The following is a 13,723-nucleotide window of genomic DNA, read 5'->3' on the forward strand; positions in this document are numbered from 1 at the left end:
CGGAACGTGCCGTGCGGACGCTCCGGCGTGCCCTCCGAACGGGGAAAGAACTCGTACCACGAGCCGTACAACGCCCGCTCCCGCTCCACCAGCAGGGGATACGGGGGCGTGCGGGTGAGCAGTTCGCGCAGCGGGTACCGGGCGAGCACGGCGTCCACCTCGGGGGTGAGCGCGGCGGCCAGGCGGGTCGCCACCGGCAGCGAGTCGTCGCGCAGGGTCCGTACGGCGGCCAGGACCACTTCGCGCGCGGCGGCCTCGGGCACCTCGGCGGCGACCCGTTCGTACAGGTCGGCGCCCTCCTCCAGCACCAACCCGGTGTCGATCCCGGCCGGCACCTTGAGGCCGGCGACGTGCCGCCAGGTGGTGAGCGGGTCGCTCCACGCCTCCACGGTGTACGTCCAGCGGCCCTCGGCCGTCGGAGTGACCTCCGCGCCCCAGCGGTCGCTGCCCGGGGCGAGTTCCCGCATCGGCGTCCACGGGCCGGGCCGGCCCGCGGGGTCGCGCAGGACCACATTGGCGCCGACCGCGTCATGACCCTCGCGGAACACGGTGGCGGTGACCTGGAACGTCTCGCCCGTGACCGCCTTCGCCGGGCGCCTGCCGCACTCGACCGCCGGATGGACGTCCCGCACCGGGATGCGCCCGATGGCCACCGTCGTGTTCATGGGTCTCACCTCCGCCGTACTCGGAGCCGGGCCGTGCGGCCCGGCTCGTGATCCTGCGCCGAAAGGGTGGTTTACCGGGCCACCCGGGAACGGGGTCCCGAGGGCGGGCCGCGCCGGGCGGGGCCGTTCCTGCGGGGCCGGTCGTTCTGTTCCTGCAAATAGGTGGTCAGTGTGGTGCGCAGAAACCGTTCGGCCGCGTCCGCGGCCTCCCGAGCACACCGCTTCCCCATGAGCACACACAGGGTGTAACCCGAGTCCTCGAAGGTCGCCCGCACCGCGCGGTCGGTCGGGGAGGCGAGCATCACTCGCTCCCACGCCCGGTACCGCCGCAGCTGCCGGGCGACTTCGGCTCTGGCGGGTAGCAGCATGGCGCCGTTCACCTTCCGGGGCACTCGAGGCACGTTCCCGACGGTCGGGCCGGTGGCCGTGCACGACAGCGGGCACGGAATCTCCGTTACGGCGATCGAGGCCTTCACTCATGGTGCACGCACGGCGACCCAGCGTCTTGTTAGAGCTTCAACTACATCTCGTGTCCCGCTCGTGTTGCACGAATGGGCTAGCAGTCCCACTGTTGAGGTGACTCAGAAGCGATCGGTGTTCACGCTTCGTGTCCGAGGAGGGGGATTCGGCCCGCTAGGGCGAGGAAGGGAGCGAGATCCTCGCCGGTGAGGAGCCAACACGATGAAGACCGCAGTGCCCTGCTACTACCACCTCGACGTGGAAGTCAGTCCGGAACGCGTGGGACAGGTCAGCCGCATCCTGGCCGCTCACCTCAGGTACTGGGACCTCGAGAACCTGGTCGAGACGGTCTGCCGCAGCACCGAGCTGCTGCTGAAGGCCATCGACGAACACGCCACGGACAAGAACACGTCGATCGAGATGTGGTGGAACGGCCAGCACCTGATCACCGCCGTCGGCGACCACGACCGCAACCTCCGCCCGGACCAGGACCTGCGCGGCTGCCTGGAACACATCGCCGCCATCAGCGACGGCTGGGGCTGCTGCGCCACCGACACCGGCTCCAAGGTGATCTGGTTCTCGCAGCGCGCCCGCGCCGGCCGCAGCGCCCCGCTGGTCCCGACGGCCCCCACCCCGCGACTGCGCGAGGGACTCCAGGTGCCACGCGCCCTGCCGGTCACCGTCCTGGCCGCACCGGCGGACTTCGCCGACAGCCCTCTGGAGGACGCACGGTGACGCGTACCACGCACCGGAACGCCGGGGTGCCCGTGTGGAGCGGGCACCCCTACCCGCTGGGTGCCTCCTACGACGGCCAGGGCACCAACTTCGCGCTCTTCAGCGAGGTCGCCGAACGCGTCGAACTCGTCCTCGTCGACGACGACGGACGGCACCGCACGGTGCCGGTGCACGAGGTCGACGGCTTCGTCTGGCACTGCTACCTGCCCGGCGTCGGACCGGGCCAGCGCTACGGCTACCGGGTGCACGGACCCTGGCACCCGGCCGTCGGCCAGCGCTGCAACCCCGCGAAGCTGCTGCTCGACCCGTACGCCACCGCCGTCGACGGGCAGATCGACAACGACCCCTCGCTGTACGAGCGGTCACCCGCCGGGCCCGACCCGTCGGACAGCGCCGGGCACACCATGCTCGGCGTGGTCACCGACCCGGCATTCGACTGGGGCGGCGACCGCCCGCCGCGGCGCCCGTACGCGGACACCGTGATCTACGAGGCCCACGTCAAGGGCATGACCCGCACCCATCCGGAGGTACCGCCCGAGCTGCGCGGCACCTACGCCGGACTCGCCCACCCCGCGGTCGTCGAGCATCTGACCTCGCTGGGGGTCACCGCCGTCGAGCTGATGCCCGTGCACCAGTTCGTGCACGACGGGGTGCTCCAGGACCGCGGTCTGTCCAACTACTGGGGCTACAACACCATCGGCTTCTTCGCCCCGCACAACGGCTACGCCGCCGACTCCACCGGCGGCCGGCAGGTCGCCGAGTTCAAGGCGATGGTCAAGGCGCTGCACGAGGCCGGCCTGGAAGTGATCCTCGACGTCGTCTACAACCACACCGCCGAGGGCAACGAGAAGGGCCCCACGCTGTCCTTCCGGGGCATCGACAACTCGTCGTACTACCGCCTGGTCGACGGTGACTGGCGGCACTACTACGACACCACCGGCACCGGCAACAGCCTGCTGATGCGGCACCCCTACGTGCTCCAGCTGATCATGGACTCGCTGCGGTACTGGGTCACCGAGATGCACGTCGACGGCTTCCGCTTCGACCTCGCGGCGACCCTGGCCCGCCAGTTCCACGAGGTGGACCGGCTGTCGGCGTTCTTCGACCTGATCCAGCAGGACCCGGTGATCAGCAGGGTCAAGCTGATCGCGGAGCCCTGGGACGTCGGCGAGGGCGGCTACCAGGTGGGCAACTTCCCGCCGCTGTGGTCGGAGTGGAACGGCATGTACCGCGACACGGTCCGCGACTTCTGGCGCGGCGAGGAGTACACGCTCGGCGAGTTCGCCTCCCGGCTGACCGGGTCGTCCGACCTCTACCAGCACAGCCGCCGCCGGCCGCGCGCCAGCGTCAACTTCGTCACCGCCCACGACGGGTTCACCCTGCGCGACCTGGTCTCGTACAACGACAAGCACAACGAGGCCAACGGCGAGGGCAACCGGGACGGCGAGAGCAACAACCGCTCCTGGAACTGCGGAGCCGAGGGCGACACCGACGACCCGGCGGTGCTGGAGCTGCGCGCCCGCCAGCAGCGCAACTTCCTCGCCACGCTGATGCTGTCGCAGGGCATCCCGATGCTCTGCCACGGCGACGAGCTGGGCCGCACCCAGCGCGGCAACAACAACGCGTACTGCCAGGACAACGAGGTCTCCTGGATCGACTGGCGGCTCGACGGGGACCGGCGCGAGCTGCTGGAGTTCACCCGGTACGTGATCGGGCTGCGCGCGGCGCACCCGGTGCTGCGGCGCCGGCGGTTCTTCCGCGGCGAGACGGCCGTGCACGCCGGCCAGCCGCTGCCCGACCTCGTCTGGCTGCTGCCCAACGCCTGCGAGATGACCGACCAGGACTGGCAGCGCTCCGACGCGCACTGCGTCGGCGTCTTCCTCAACGGCGACGCCATCGCCGAACCCGACTCCCAGGGCCGCCCGGTCGTCGACGACTCCTTCCTGCTGCTGCTGAACAGCTACTGGGAGCCCGTCGACTTCCGCCTCCCGGACGCCGCCTACGGGGAACGCTGGACGACCGTCCTGGACACGGCCGACCCGGACACCCCGGACGAGACCGAGCACAAGGCCGGCAGCGTCGTCGCGGTGGAGAGCCGCAGCCTGGTCCTGCTGTCCCGGCCGCCGCGGGGGACGAGGAGCGGCAGCTGAGCCGGACGGCGCACCCGGACGGCCCATAGATGAGCGGGCGGCCTCGACGGCCGCCCGCTCACCGCGCTGAACCTCATCCGCCCCTGCGGCTCCCGCCGTTCCTACCGCTCCCGCCGGGACGTCACCGTGAACTGCGCGCCGTCGGGATCGCGCAGCACCGCCTCGTCGGAGCTCTCGCGCAGCACGCTGCCGCCGTGCAGCTCCGCGGCGCGCGCGCAGGCGGCGACGTCGGGCACGGAGAAGTGCACCTGCCAGTGCGGCCGGATGGTGGGGTCGGGCGCCGACTCGACGGCACCGGACTCGATCCGGGCCACGATGTCGCCCCGGCTGCGCAGCACGACCTCCTCGCCCTCGTACTCCACCTCGCAGCAGCCCGGTCGCGCCGAGGCCCAGTCCAGGACCTCGCCGTAGAAGATCGCGGCGTCGAAGGCGTCGCGGGTGTGCAGCCGGACGAACGCGGGAGCCGCCCGGCGCCAGGTCTCCCAGTCGGAGAAGAGCGCGCCCTCCCAGATGCCGAAGGTCGCCCCGTCCCGGTCGGCCAGCAGCGCCCCGCGCCCGGGCGGGAAGGAGATCGGGCCGACCGCGACGGTGCCGCCGCGTTCCTGCACCCGGCTCGCCACCTCGTCCGCGCTGCGCACGGCGAAGTACGGCGTCCAGGCGACCGCCGCGTGCCACACGCCGGCCAGCCCGGCGACCCCGGCCACCGGCGCTCCGTTCGCGAGGGCGATCCGGAAGCGGTCGCCGAGCTTGACCGACCGCCACTGCCACCCCAGCACGGCCGAGTAGAACGACTCCGTGGTGGCCAGGTCCCGGCTGGTCAGGCTCACCCAGCAGGGCGCACCGAAGACGGAGTCGGTGGAGACGACCTCCCTCGGTCGGGCGGAGGGTGTGGGGTGCTGTGTCATGGCAGTCGTTCCCTGGGTTCGTGGGGCCGGCGGCCACCGGTTGCACACCAGTGTCCAACCGGAACCGCCCTCGGCGCCTGCCGAGTACCCCGGTGGCACCACAGACGCGCGGTGGCACGATGGACGGGTGGCACACACACCGAGCGAGCCGGCCGACGAGACGGACCGGATCTTGGCACTCCAGCGGGAAGTGGCCCAGCTCAAGGAGGCCGTCTCCTCCCACGCCGTGGTGGACCAGGCGATCGGGATGATGGTGGCGCTGGGCCGGGTCACGCCCGAGCAGGGCTGGACGGTGCTGAAGGAGGTCTCCCAGCACACGAACATCAAGCTGCGCAATGTCGCCGAGCTGATCCTCATCTGGGGCCGCCACGGGCAGATGCCCCCGGAGATCCGCGCCGAGCTGGAGGACGCCCTCGACCGCCACGGCCCGACCCAGATCCCGGGGGCACCGCCCGAGGACGGCCAGACCGCCCTCGGGGACGCCTAGGAGTCGCACAGGGGCTGCTCCGAACGACACCGCCTAGCGTGCCTCGGTGAGCAGCTCCTCCCGCAGCCGGGCGAAGCAGGCGCTCAGCAGACGTGAGACGTGCATCTGCGAGATGCCCAGCTGGTCGGCGATGGTGCTCTGCGTCATGCCGCAGAAGAACCGCAGGTAGAGGATGGTGCGCTCGCGCTCGGGCAGGGCCTCCAGACAGGGCCGGACGGCCACCCGGTCGACCACGACGTCGAAGCGCGGGTCGGGGCCGCCTATCGCGTCCCCGAGGGCGTAGCCGTCGGTGCCGGGCATCTCGGCCTCCAGGGAGAGCGCCGTGAAGCACTCCAGGGCCTCCATGCCGGTGGCCACCTCGGCCTCGCTCAGCTGGGCGTGCTCGGCGATCTCGGCGACCGTCGGCGCCCTGCCCGGCGTGGTCTGGGCCAGCTCCTTGGCGGCCCGCCGCACCCGGTTGCGCAGATCCTGGACGCGCCGGGGCACGTGCAGGGTCCACATGTGGTCCCGGAAGTGCCGCTTGATCTCACCGGTCACGGTGGGCACGGCGTACGCCTCGAAGGCGCGGCCGCGCGACGGATCGTAGTGATCGACGGCCTTGACCAGGCCGAGGGCCGCCACCTGGTACAGATCCTCCAGGGCCTCGCCGCGGCCGCGGAAGCGGACGGCGATCCGCTCGGCCATCGGGAGCCACAGGCGGACCAGCTCGTCCCTGAGCGCCCGGCGCTCGGGGCTGCCCTCGGGGAGCTTCTGGAGTCGTTCGAACGCTTCCGTGGTGTCCGGAGCGTCGTCGTGCGGGTGCTGCTTCGTTCTGCCGGCCGTACGCATGGTGCGCGTGCCTCCCTCAGGGGGTGCCGGATGGACGGACACCGTGGGAGGCGCGGTTCGGGCACTGGCATTCGGGACGCCGGGGCCCCTGCGCACAGGCTCCCACGGACGTGCCTCCTGTCCGAAGCACTTCCGAGGAGATTCCCGGCACAAATCGGGACGAAACGCCTTTCGTGAATCTTTTGGTCTTTTCGTAGTGAACGACAGGGCCCCGGCGATCACCGGCCCGCGCGGCGGGGGATCGCGGGCCCGGTGTCCGGAACGTGATGTACGGCACGCCCGCGCACCCGCCCCGGCGGGGCCGCGGCGGATTCGTCCTGCCCACGGCTTGATCACCGATCAGGGCCCGGAAAACCGGGGCAACAGCCCATTCCGCTCATTTGACAGTGCGCTCAGCCCACGGATAGGAAGCAGCTTCAGAGGTCGAGAGGTGCAGTGTGTACGAGCCGAACGTGGTCGGGGACTGGCAGGACTGCGAGGAGCACGCCGGTCTGCGTCTGCGCGTCCACCGACTGGAGCTTGCCGAGCCGCCGCGCGGCCGGGACGACGCCGCGGACGGGCTGACGTACTTCCGCCTCCGCGTCACCGTCGAGAACCGCGGCACCGAGCGGTTCGGCGTCCACCTGGAGGACGGCCAGATCGACGTGCGGATCGGCCCCGACGGGGAGAGCGCGTTCATGGACTGGCGCAACTCCCAGTTCATCGAGGGCTACGACGTCTACCCGCTGCGCCGGGTCACCGCCGTGGTGTACGCCGCCGGACCGGAGGCCGCGCTCGGTCAGGTGGACGTGCAGATCCAGCTGCGGGTGGACGACGAGTGGGCCGACCGCAGGATGTGGTCCGGCGGTATCGGCCTGCCCGAGGGGACGGCCTGCGCGCACTCCGTCGCGGGCCGCGACAGCCTCGCCCACCAGGTGAGCACCTTCCTGCGCGACCAGGCGGAGGAAGGCACCGCCTGACCCCCGGCCGGCAAGGCACCGCCTGACCCCGTCAGTGCGGGATGCCGTCGATGATCTCCCGGGCGCCCTGCCGCAGCAGCGCCACCGCGACCGAGGTGCCGAGGGTGGCCGCGTCCAGCCGCCCGGCCCACTCGTGGGCGTTGAGGCGGGTCTTGCCGTCCGGGGTGAACACACAAGCGCGCAGGGACAGTTCACCGCCGCGGTCCACCCGGGCGTAACCGGCGATCGGGCTGTTGCAGTGGCCCTGGAGCACATGCAGGAACATCCGCTCGGCGGTCGCCTCGCGGTGGGTGTCCGGATCGCCGAGGGCGCTGACCGCGTCGATGAGGGCGGTGTCGTCCTCCCGGCACTGCAGGGCGAGGATGCCCGCGCCGATGGGCGGCATCATCGTCTCCGGCGACAGCACCTCGCTGATCACGTCCCGGCGGCCGATCCGCTCCAGACCGGACACCGCGAGCAGCAGGGCGTCCGCCTCGCCCGCCGCCAGCTTCTCCAGCCGCCGGTTGGCGTTGCCGCGCAGCGGCACGCACGCCAGGTGCGGGTGACCGGCGGCGAGTTGGGCGATCCTGCGCACCGACGAGGTGCCGATCCGCGTCCCGGGCGGCAGTTCGTCCAGGGTGCGTCCGCCCGGGTGCACCAGCGCGTCGCGGATGTCGTCGCGCCGGAGGAACGCGGCGAACACCGTGCCCGCCGGCAGCGGCCGGTCGGCGGGCACGTCCTTGACGCAGTGCACCGCGAGATCGGCCGTGCCCGCCAGCAGCGCGGCGTCGACCTCCTTGGTGAAGGCACCCTTCCCCTCGACGAGGGAGAGGTCCCCCAGCCACTTGTCGCCGGTGGTCTTCACGGGCACGACCTCGGTGCGCACACCGGGATACCGGGCGGACAGCTCCGCGCGGACCCGCTCCACCTGGGCCAGGGCCATGGGCGAGTCGCGCGAGACGATACGGATCAGTTCCGGAACGGACATGCCGGACACGATAGCCGCAGCGGCGGGCCGGCCCCCTGGGGTCCGGCTCGAATCCCCCGGCGGGGAACGTCAGTTCGCGACCGGGAGGGTGAAGCGCACCTTCTCCTGGGCGTGGCCGCGGGCGCCCAGCCGGCCGTAGAAGCGGATCGCTCCCTCGTTCCAGGCGGGAGTCTGCCACCGCACCTCGGCCAGGCCCAGGGCGCGGGCCTCGGCGAGCACCGCGTCCATGAGCCGTGCGCCCAGTCCCCGGCCCCGGTGGTCCGGGTCGAGGAACAGGCAGTCCATGTGCAGGAACTCGCAGCCGTCCCAGGTGGACACTTCGGGGGCGCAGGTGGCGTAGCCGACGACCTCGCCGCCGGGTGCCTCGGCGACCAGGCAGCGCAGCCGCGGCGCGGAGCGGGCGAACAGCAGGGTGTCGAGGCGTTCGGCGAGGCCGGGCGCGGGGGGCGCGGCCCGTTCGTACGCGGTGTGCAGCCGGGCCAGTTCGGCGACCCGGGGCAGGTCGGCGGGGCGGGCGGGCCGCACCACGGGCGCGTCGCTCATCGCACCGTCCCCTCGACGGTGTCCGCGCTCCAGGCGGCGAGCCGGTCCGGCAACGGCCCCGTGCCGTCCAGGACATGCCGGGAGAACGCCTCCCGCTCGTGCGCCAGCAGCGCCGCCTCCCACACACAGGGCGCGAGCCCGGCGCGCCCCGGCCGCAGCCGCGCGGGATCGCCGGCCGGGCCGGTGAACACCGCGAGGTCCGCCATGTGCCCCTCGATCCAGGTGTGGAGGACCACATAGTCGCCGTCGCCGCCCGCGTGCAGGATCAGTACGGACAGACCGAGGGAGCCGCGCTGCCCGCCGAGCGCCAGATGGCCCTCGGCGATCCGCAGGGCGGCCTCGACGTCCCGTTCGGTGACCGTGCGTCCGGGGGCCTGGAGGGCGTACGTCTTCACCAGGTGCCCGGCGGCCTCCCGGGTGCCGGCCGGGCGTACGGTGCGGGCGTGATGGCCGTCGGCCAGGGCGAGCAGGGCGTCGGCGGCGAGCGCCGGTGGCAGCGTGTCGTCATGATCCATTCGGCCATCATCGGCCGAACGGGCGTCATCCGGCCAGGGGTTCGCTCAGTTCCACCGCGCGCAGGGCGGCCGCCAGGGCCTGCTCGTCGCCGACGTCGAGGGCGGTGTCGGTGAACTTGATGACGTGCTCGTCACCGTGCGCGAGGGCGCGTTCGACGACCTCCTCGGCGGTCAGCGCGGCGGGCGGCGCGCAGTCGGCCGGCTCGTCGGGGGCGTACATGGCGGTGATGGCCGCCGAGGCCGTCCACGCGGCGTGCAGGCTGGGCGCCCACAGCTCGCGGGGCAGCACGTGCAGCGTGCGCAGCACGGCGTTCGGGGCGGTCGCCGCGTGCACGAGCATCGTCTCGTCGCCGTGGCCGTGGGTGGCGTACCGGTGGGTGGCGGCCCGGACGAGTTCGGCGAGCCGGGCCCGCGCGGTGTCCGGGTCGGTCACGTCGTCCGCCCACACGGGCAGGTCGCGCACGGCGGCGAGCCGCGTGAGATAGCCGCCCCCGGCCGCCTCGACCGGGGGCACCGCGTCCAGGCTCAGGGCGGCGCTGGGCGCGCCGGGCAGCGCCCTGATGCCGGCCACGGGCAGGTGCCGGGCCGCCCAGTACCCGAGGGCGTGGGCGAGTTCGGTGCGCCGCGGCTCGTTCTCCTCGGCCTCCAGGGCGCGTACGGCGTGGCCGACCCGGATGACCGGGTGGGTGGCCGCGGCGTACAGGCCGGGCAGCAGACGCGGCCACCACTCGGCGAGCACGGCACGCCACGGACGGTCGGCGACCAACCGCGTGAAGTGGTCGACCCAGTCGGCGGCCCGTCGCGGATCGCCCAGCGCCTCCCGCCAGTTGTCGTCGGTGACGGGCTCGACGCGCGAGGGGAACTCCTCCAGCCGGTCGCTGTACAGGTCCAGCCACCGGTGCACGGCCCCGGCCTGTCCGTGCGCGGCCAGCGACTCGACCACCATGGGCGCGTGGTTGCTGAGCCAGCCCCGGAACTCCGGACCGGAGGCGTGGAGCCGTTCGAATGCCTCGTCGAGCCGTCCGCTCGTGTCGTTCGTCGTCATGGCCGGGACGCTACGGCCCGGCGGGGCCACCGGGATCGGTCAGGGGGCCGAACCCGCGCGGGGCGCGGGTCCTACGCCCCGGGCCCGACCCCGGCCGCCCGGCCCCGGTGTCACGCGTACGGTGTCATGCGTACGGGTCGAAGGCGATCCCCGACGGCTTCGCCGACGCGAGGTGGCTCGCGAAGCTCGCGTCCTTCAGGCCGAAGTGGGCGCTGCCGAAGTCGTAGGCGCTCAGCTTCTCGCGGACACCGGCCGGGTAGCCGTTCCAGCCGACCAGCGGCGGATACTGCCAGGTGCCCTTGTGGTTCTCCGGCGGCTCGTCGCCCGCGCTCGCCAGGCGGAAGCAGTGGGTGCCGATGCCGTCCTTGTGGTAGACGACCTTGGCGTGGGTGCCGTCGAAGCGCACCTGGGAGGCGGCGGTGACGGTGAACGAGCCGTGGTTGGACGTCGAGACGTACCGCACCTGGCCGCTCTGCACCCACACCACGACGTGCTCCCAGTCGTGCCGGTGCCCGCCCAGGCTGGTGCCGGGCAGGGCCTGGTCCTTCTCGAAGTACAGGCCGTACAGGTAACCGCACCAGCCGTTGTTGCACTTGTAGCGGGAGTAGCTGTTGGTGTTGTCCAGGTCGAAGGCGTCCCGGCAGTTGCCGTTGAGGGCGCCGGTCGGGGCGAGGCCGCCGTTGACCGTACCGTCGGCGCTGACCGCGGGGGTGGGGTAGCAGCCGTCGGTGTCGTAGTCGAACGCGGGCTGGTAGGCGCGTTCGGCGGCCTCCGCGTTGGCGGGCAGCGCCGGCGGCGGGGCGGCCAGGGCGGTGCTGGGGAAGGCGATGACCAGGGCGAAGGCTCCGGCGATACCGGTGAGCCATCTGCGGCGGTGCGATACGGACTTCGGCGACGACACTGCGTCCTCCTCGGCGATGCGGGCGCAGCCCAACGGCTGTGGGGGGAAAGGCAGTTCAGGATGCCCACAAACCCCGGCCGTGCCAAGGGATCACGAGTGACCCGGCGGTGAAGCCCAGCTCAACAGCCGGTTCGCGGCCGGGCGTCACAGGTCCGCGCCGGGCAGATCGGCCGACGACTCCTCGGGAGTGAGGTCCGGCCGCAGCCGCAGCCAGGACGGCTGGCGCAGCAGCCCCGCCCGCGTGCGGGTGCTGTAGCGGACCTCCCCGACCAGCCGGGGCAGCACCCAGCGCGCGCCCGGCGCCGCCGGCCGCGGCTGGAACGGACAGACATCGGTCGCCAAGCCGGCCAGCAGGGCCGCCAGTTCGGCCCGCTCGGCCTCGCTCCAGCCGGTGCCCACACTGCCCACGTAGCGGAGCCGCCCGCCCGCGCGCTGACCCACCAGCACCGCGCCCGGCAGCCCGGTCAGCCGGCCCTTGCCGGGCAGCCAGCCGCCCACGACGACGTCCACCGCCCGCATGTTGCGGATCTTGATCCAGGCACGGGAGCGCACCCCCGGCTCGTACACCGAGTCCAGCCGCTTGCACACCAGCCCCTCCAGGCCGTGCTCGCGCGTCGCCCGCAGCGCCTCCTCGCCGTGCCCGACCAGCGCTCCCGGCGTCGACCAGAACGGCCCCTCCAGACCCAGCTCCAGCAGCCGGGCGCGCCGCTCGGTGTACGGCAGCCCGGTCAGCGAGCGGCCCGCCAGGTGCATCACGTCGAACAGCACCAGATGCACCGGCACCCGCGCCGCCCGGTGCGCGGCCCGCGCGGGCGCGTGGGCGAGGCCCATCCGGGACTGGAGCAGCTGGAAGTCGGCGCGTCCCTCCTCGTCCAGCGCCAGCACCTCGCCGTCCAGGACGGCGGGAGTGCGGCCGAGGGCGCCGCCCAGGGGCAGCAGCTCCGGGTAGGCGGCGGTGATCTCGTCCCCCGACCGGGCGCGCAGCACCAGACCGCCGTCCCCGGCGGCGTACGCCACCACCCGCTGGCCGTCCTGCTTGGTCTCGTACGCCCAGCGCGCGTCCTGCGCGGCGGGCGGCAGGGTGCCGGGGGTGGCGAGCATGGGGGCGATCAGCGGCAGGGTCACGGCCCTAGATGTCGACGCGGTGGGCGGCCGTCACGCGTGTCGCGGGACGGTTTCGCCTGAACGGCGCCGGGGGTGGGGCCGGGGCCCGCGTCCGTTGCGGGATGCCGGCCAGGGTGCGCGGCCGGGCGCGGCCGGGCGCGGCCGGGTCCGTCCTGGGGGTGCCGTCGGGCGGGTGTCCGTCGCGGGGACCGGCCGGCGGGTGGCGGTACGGCGCGGCGGGGTGGCGGCGGCACGGTGGCGGACGGCGGCGGTGCGGCGGCAGTACGACGGTTGTTGTATGGCGGCAGGACGACGGTGGATGCGTGGTCCCCCGCGGCGGCAGGTGGTCGGGCCGCTGGGGACCCGTGGCGGCAGGCGCCGGGGCTGTGACGCGAAGGTGCGACGCCATGGTGTGATGCGAGGGTGCGACGCCCTGGTGGTGCGGCCGGGGTGCGGTGCCGGCCCGGCGGGCGGTGCGGGAGCGGCGCCCCAGCGCCCGGCCTCGGTGCCAGGGAGCGCCCACGTTCGCGTTACCGTCGGGTAGCATCCGGCGGCAGCCCCCACCGAGGAGGAACCGTGTCACGGTCCGCACGCTCGCCCCTGCTGCTCGCCGGTCTGCTGGCCGCCGCGGGCGCCGCGCACTTCGCCGTACCCCGTCAGTTCGACGCGGTCGTCCCCCGCGCCCTGCCGGGCGAGCCGCGGACCTGGACCCGGGTGAGCGGGGCCGCCGAACTCGCGCTCGCGGCGGGACTGGCCCTGCCGAGGACCCGTAAGACCGCCGCGCTGGCCACCGCCGCCTTCTTCGTCGGCGTCTTCCCCGCCAACGTCAAGATGGCCGTCGACTGGCGCCACCGCCCCGCCCCGCTCCGGGCCGCCGCCTACGGGCGGCTGCCGCTGCAACTGCCGCTCGTGCTGTGGGCCCGCAGCGTGGCGAAGAACGCGGAGGGACGGTCGTGAGCGCACCCGTGAACGTCGGCGACAAGGCCGAGGACTTCGCGCTGCCCGACGAGACCGGAGTCACCCGCACCCTGTCCGGACTCCTCGCGGAGGGCCCGGTGGTGCTGTTCTTCTACCCCGCCGCCCTCACCCCCGGCTGCACCGCCGAGGCCTGCCACTTCCGGGACCTGGCCGCCGAGTTCGCCGCCGTGGGCGCCCGCCCGGTCGGCATCAGCGGCGACAGCGTCGAACGCCAGCAGGAGTTCGCCGGCCGGCACTCCCTCGGGATGCCGCTGCTGTCCGACGCCGACGGCACGGTCCGCGAACGGTTCGGCGTCAGACGCGGGTTCACCCTCGCGCCCACCAAGCGCGTCACCTTCGTCATAGCGCCGGACCGCACCGTCCTGGAGGTCGTCCGCAGCGAACTGCGCATGAACACCCACGCCGACCGCGCCCTCGCCGCCCTGCGCGCCCACCGGGGATGACCCACGCGAAGAAGCGGCCCTGATCCGGCGCGCCCCCGC

Annotated in this window: 16 protein-coding genes; 6 read left to right on the forward strand and 10 right to left on the reverse strand. The window is 73.3% G+C overall.

What is annotated here, in order from left to right; genetic code table 11:
* Positions 1 to 665, reverse strand: a 665-nt coding sequence (locus AB0K92_RS27945) for a maltotransferase domain-containing protein (protein WP_365927325.1), incomplete at its 3' end; no start/stop codon positions are given.
* Positions 666 to 736: 71 nt separating this feature from the next.
* Positions 737 to 1,033 carry a DUF5133 domain-containing protein gene (locus AB0K92_RS27950; RefSeq protein WP_165995345.1) on the reverse strand — a complete coding sequence of 99 codons (297 nt, stop codon included), beginning with the start codon at positions 1,031 to 1,033 and terminating at the stop codon, positions 737 to 739.
* Between the two features lie 313 nt (positions 1,034 to 1,346).
* Here AB0K92_RS27950 and AB0K92_RS27955 point away from each other — a divergent pair, with 313 nt between their 5' ends.
* Both AB0K92_RS27955 and glgX read left to right on the forward strand, forming a co-directional pair.
* Complete coding sequence (locus AB0K92_RS27955) at positions 1,347 to 1,859, forward strand: pep a2 (RefSeq protein WP_365927328.1); 513 nt, start codon at positions 1,347 to 1,349, stop codon at positions 1,857 to 1,859.
* A complete protein-coding gene (gene glgX, locus AB0K92_RS27960) occupies positions 1,856 to 4,009 on the forward strand; it encodes a glycogen debranching protein GlgX (protein ID WP_365927330.1) in 2,154 nt (717 codons plus the stop codon). The genes AB0K92_RS27955 and glgX overlap by 4 nt, the downstream gene beginning before the upstream one ends.
* A gap of 101 nt (positions 4,010 to 4,110) precedes the next feature.
* On the opposite strand, the gene AB0K92_RS27965 is transcribed toward glgX, so the two are convergent.
* The gene (locus tag AB0K92_RS27965; protein WP_365927332.1) at positions 4,111 to 4,914 is read right to left on the reverse strand and encodes a VOC family protein; all 804 of its coding nucleotides are present in this window, start codon (positions 4,912 to 4,914) and stop codon (positions 4,111 to 4,113) included.
* A gap of 127 nt (positions 4,915 to 5,041) precedes the next feature.
* Here AB0K92_RS27965 and AB0K92_RS27970 point away from each other — a divergent pair, with 127 nt between their 5' ends.
* The gene (locus AB0K92_RS27970; RefSeq protein WP_240926082.1) at positions 5,042 to 5,401 is read left to right on the forward strand and encodes an ANTAR domain-containing protein; all 360 of its coding nucleotides are present in this window, start codon (positions 5,042 to 5,044) and stop codon (positions 5,399 to 5,401) included.
* A gap of 33 nt (positions 5,402 to 5,434) precedes the next feature.
* Here the strand turns inward: AB0K92_RS27970 and AB0K92_RS27975 are convergent, their stop codons facing one another.
* On the reverse strand, positions 5,435 to 6,229 hold the full coding sequence (locus AB0K92_RS27975; RefSeq protein ID WP_165995338.1) for a SigB/SigF/SigG family RNA polymerase sigma factor: 795 nt from the start codon (positions 6,227 to 6,229) through the stop codon (positions 5,435 to 5,437).
* A gap of 437 nt (positions 6,230 to 6,666) precedes the next feature.
* On the opposite strand from AB0K92_RS27975, the gene AB0K92_RS27980 reads away from it, so the two are divergent.
* A complete protein-coding gene (locus AB0K92_RS27980) occupies positions 6,667 to 7,188 on the forward strand; it encodes a hypothetical protein (protein WP_165995336.1) in 522 nt (173 codons plus the stop codon).
* A gap of 31 nt (positions 7,189 to 7,219) precedes the next feature.
* Here AB0K92_RS27980 and hemC read toward each other — a convergent pair whose 3' ends face one another.
* The 6 genes from hemC to AB0K92_RS28010 all read right to left on the reverse strand — a co-directional run bounded on the left by hemC (position 7,220) and on the right by AB0K92_RS28010 (position 12,284).
* Positions 7,220 to 8,155, reverse strand: coding sequence for a hydroxymethylbilane synthase (gene hemC, locus AB0K92_RS27985; RefSeq protein WP_365927335.1), 936 nt, complete (start codon positions 8,153 to 8,155; stop codon positions 7,220 to 7,222).
* Positions 8,156 to 8,224: 69 nt separating this feature from the next.
* Positions 8,225 to 8,698 (reverse strand): GNAT family N-acetyltransferase, encoded by a 474-nt coding sequence (locus AB0K92_RS27990; protein ID WP_365927337.1) that lies wholly within the window; start codon positions 8,696 to 8,698, stop codon positions 8,225 to 8,227.
* Entirely contained in the window at positions 8,695 to 9,213 is a 519-nt protein-coding gene (locus tag AB0K92_RS27995; protein WP_365927339.1) for a hypothetical protein, read from the reverse strand. Before AB0K92_RS27995 ends, AB0K92_RS27990 begins: the two co-directional genes overlap by 4 nt.
* A gap of 25 nt (positions 9,214 to 9,238) precedes the next feature.
* Positions 9,239 to 10,258, reverse strand: coding sequence for a questin oxidase family protein (locus AB0K92_RS28000; RefSeq protein WP_365927341.1), 1,020 nt, complete (start codon positions 10,256 to 10,258; stop codon positions 9,239 to 9,241).
* A 124-nt stretch (positions 10,259 to 10,382) separates the two neighbouring features.
* The gene (locus AB0K92_RS28005; protein ID WP_165995329.1) at positions 10,383 to 11,159 is read right to left on the reverse strand and encodes an NPP1 family protein; all 777 of its coding nucleotides are present in this window, start codon (positions 11,157 to 11,159) and stop codon (positions 10,383 to 10,385) included.
* Positions 11,160 to 11,303: 144 nt separating this feature from the next.
* A complete protein-coding gene (locus AB0K92_RS28010; RefSeq protein WP_365927343.1) occupies positions 11,304 to 12,284 on the reverse strand; it encodes an ATP-dependent DNA ligase in 981 nt (326 codons plus the stop codon).
* Positions 12,285 to 12,839: 555 nt separating this feature from the next.
* Between AB0K92_RS28010 and AB0K92_RS28015 the strand changes: the two genes are divergently transcribed.
* Positions 12,840 to 13,220: a DoxX family protein gene (locus AB0K92_RS28015; protein WP_365927345.1), complete on the forward strand. Its 381-nt coding sequence runs from the start codon at positions 12,840 to 12,842 to the stop codon at positions 13,218 to 13,220.
* On the forward strand, positions 13,217 to 13,684 hold the full coding sequence (locus AB0K92_RS28020) for a peroxiredoxin (RefSeq protein WP_365927347.1): 468 nt from the start codon (positions 13,217 to 13,219) through the stop codon (positions 13,682 to 13,684). The genes AB0K92_RS28015 and AB0K92_RS28020 overlap by 4 nt, the downstream gene beginning before the upstream one ends.
* The last annotated feature ends 39 nt before the right edge of the window (positions 13,685 to 13,723 follow it).

The sequence above is a fragment of the Streptomyces sp. NPDC052687 genome (genome assembly GCF_040678395.1).
In the GTDB taxonomy this organism is placed as follows: Bacteria; Actinomycetota; Actinomycetes; order Streptomycetales; family Streptomycetaceae; genus Streptomyces.

Coding starts and splice junctions, on each gene's coding strand:
- hemC (WP_365927335.1), bottom strand. CDS start 8,155: ATGTCCGTTCCGGAACTGATCCGTATCGTCTCGCGCGACTCGCCCATG.
- AB0K92_RS27950 (WP_165995345.1), bottom strand. CDS start 1,033: ATGCTGCTACCCGCCAGAGCCGAAGTCGCCCGGCAGCTGCGGCGGTAC.
- AB0K92_RS28000 (WP_365927341.1), bottom strand. CDS start 10,258: ATGACGACGAACGACACGAGCGGACGGCTCGACGAGGCATTCGAACGG.
- AB0K92_RS27975 (WP_165995338.1), bottom strand. CDS start 6,229: ATGCGTACGGCCGGCAGAACGAAGCAGCACCCGCACGACGACGCTCCG.
- AB0K92_RS27990 (WP_365927337.1), bottom strand. CDS start 8,698: ATGAGCGACGCGCCCGTGGTGCGGCCCGCCCGCCCCGCCGACCTGCCC.
- AB0K92_RS27965 (WP_365927332.1), bottom strand. CDS start 4,914: ATGACACAGCACCCCACACCCTCCGCCCGACCGAGGGAGGTCGTCTCC.
- AB0K92_RS27995 (WP_365927339.1), bottom strand. CDS start 9,213: ATGGATCATGACGACACGCTGCCACCGGCGCTCGCCGCCGACGCCCTG.
- AB0K92_RS27955 (WP_365927328.1), top strand. CDS start 1,347: ATGAAGACCGCAGTGCCCTGCTACTACCACCTCGACGTGGAAGTCAGT.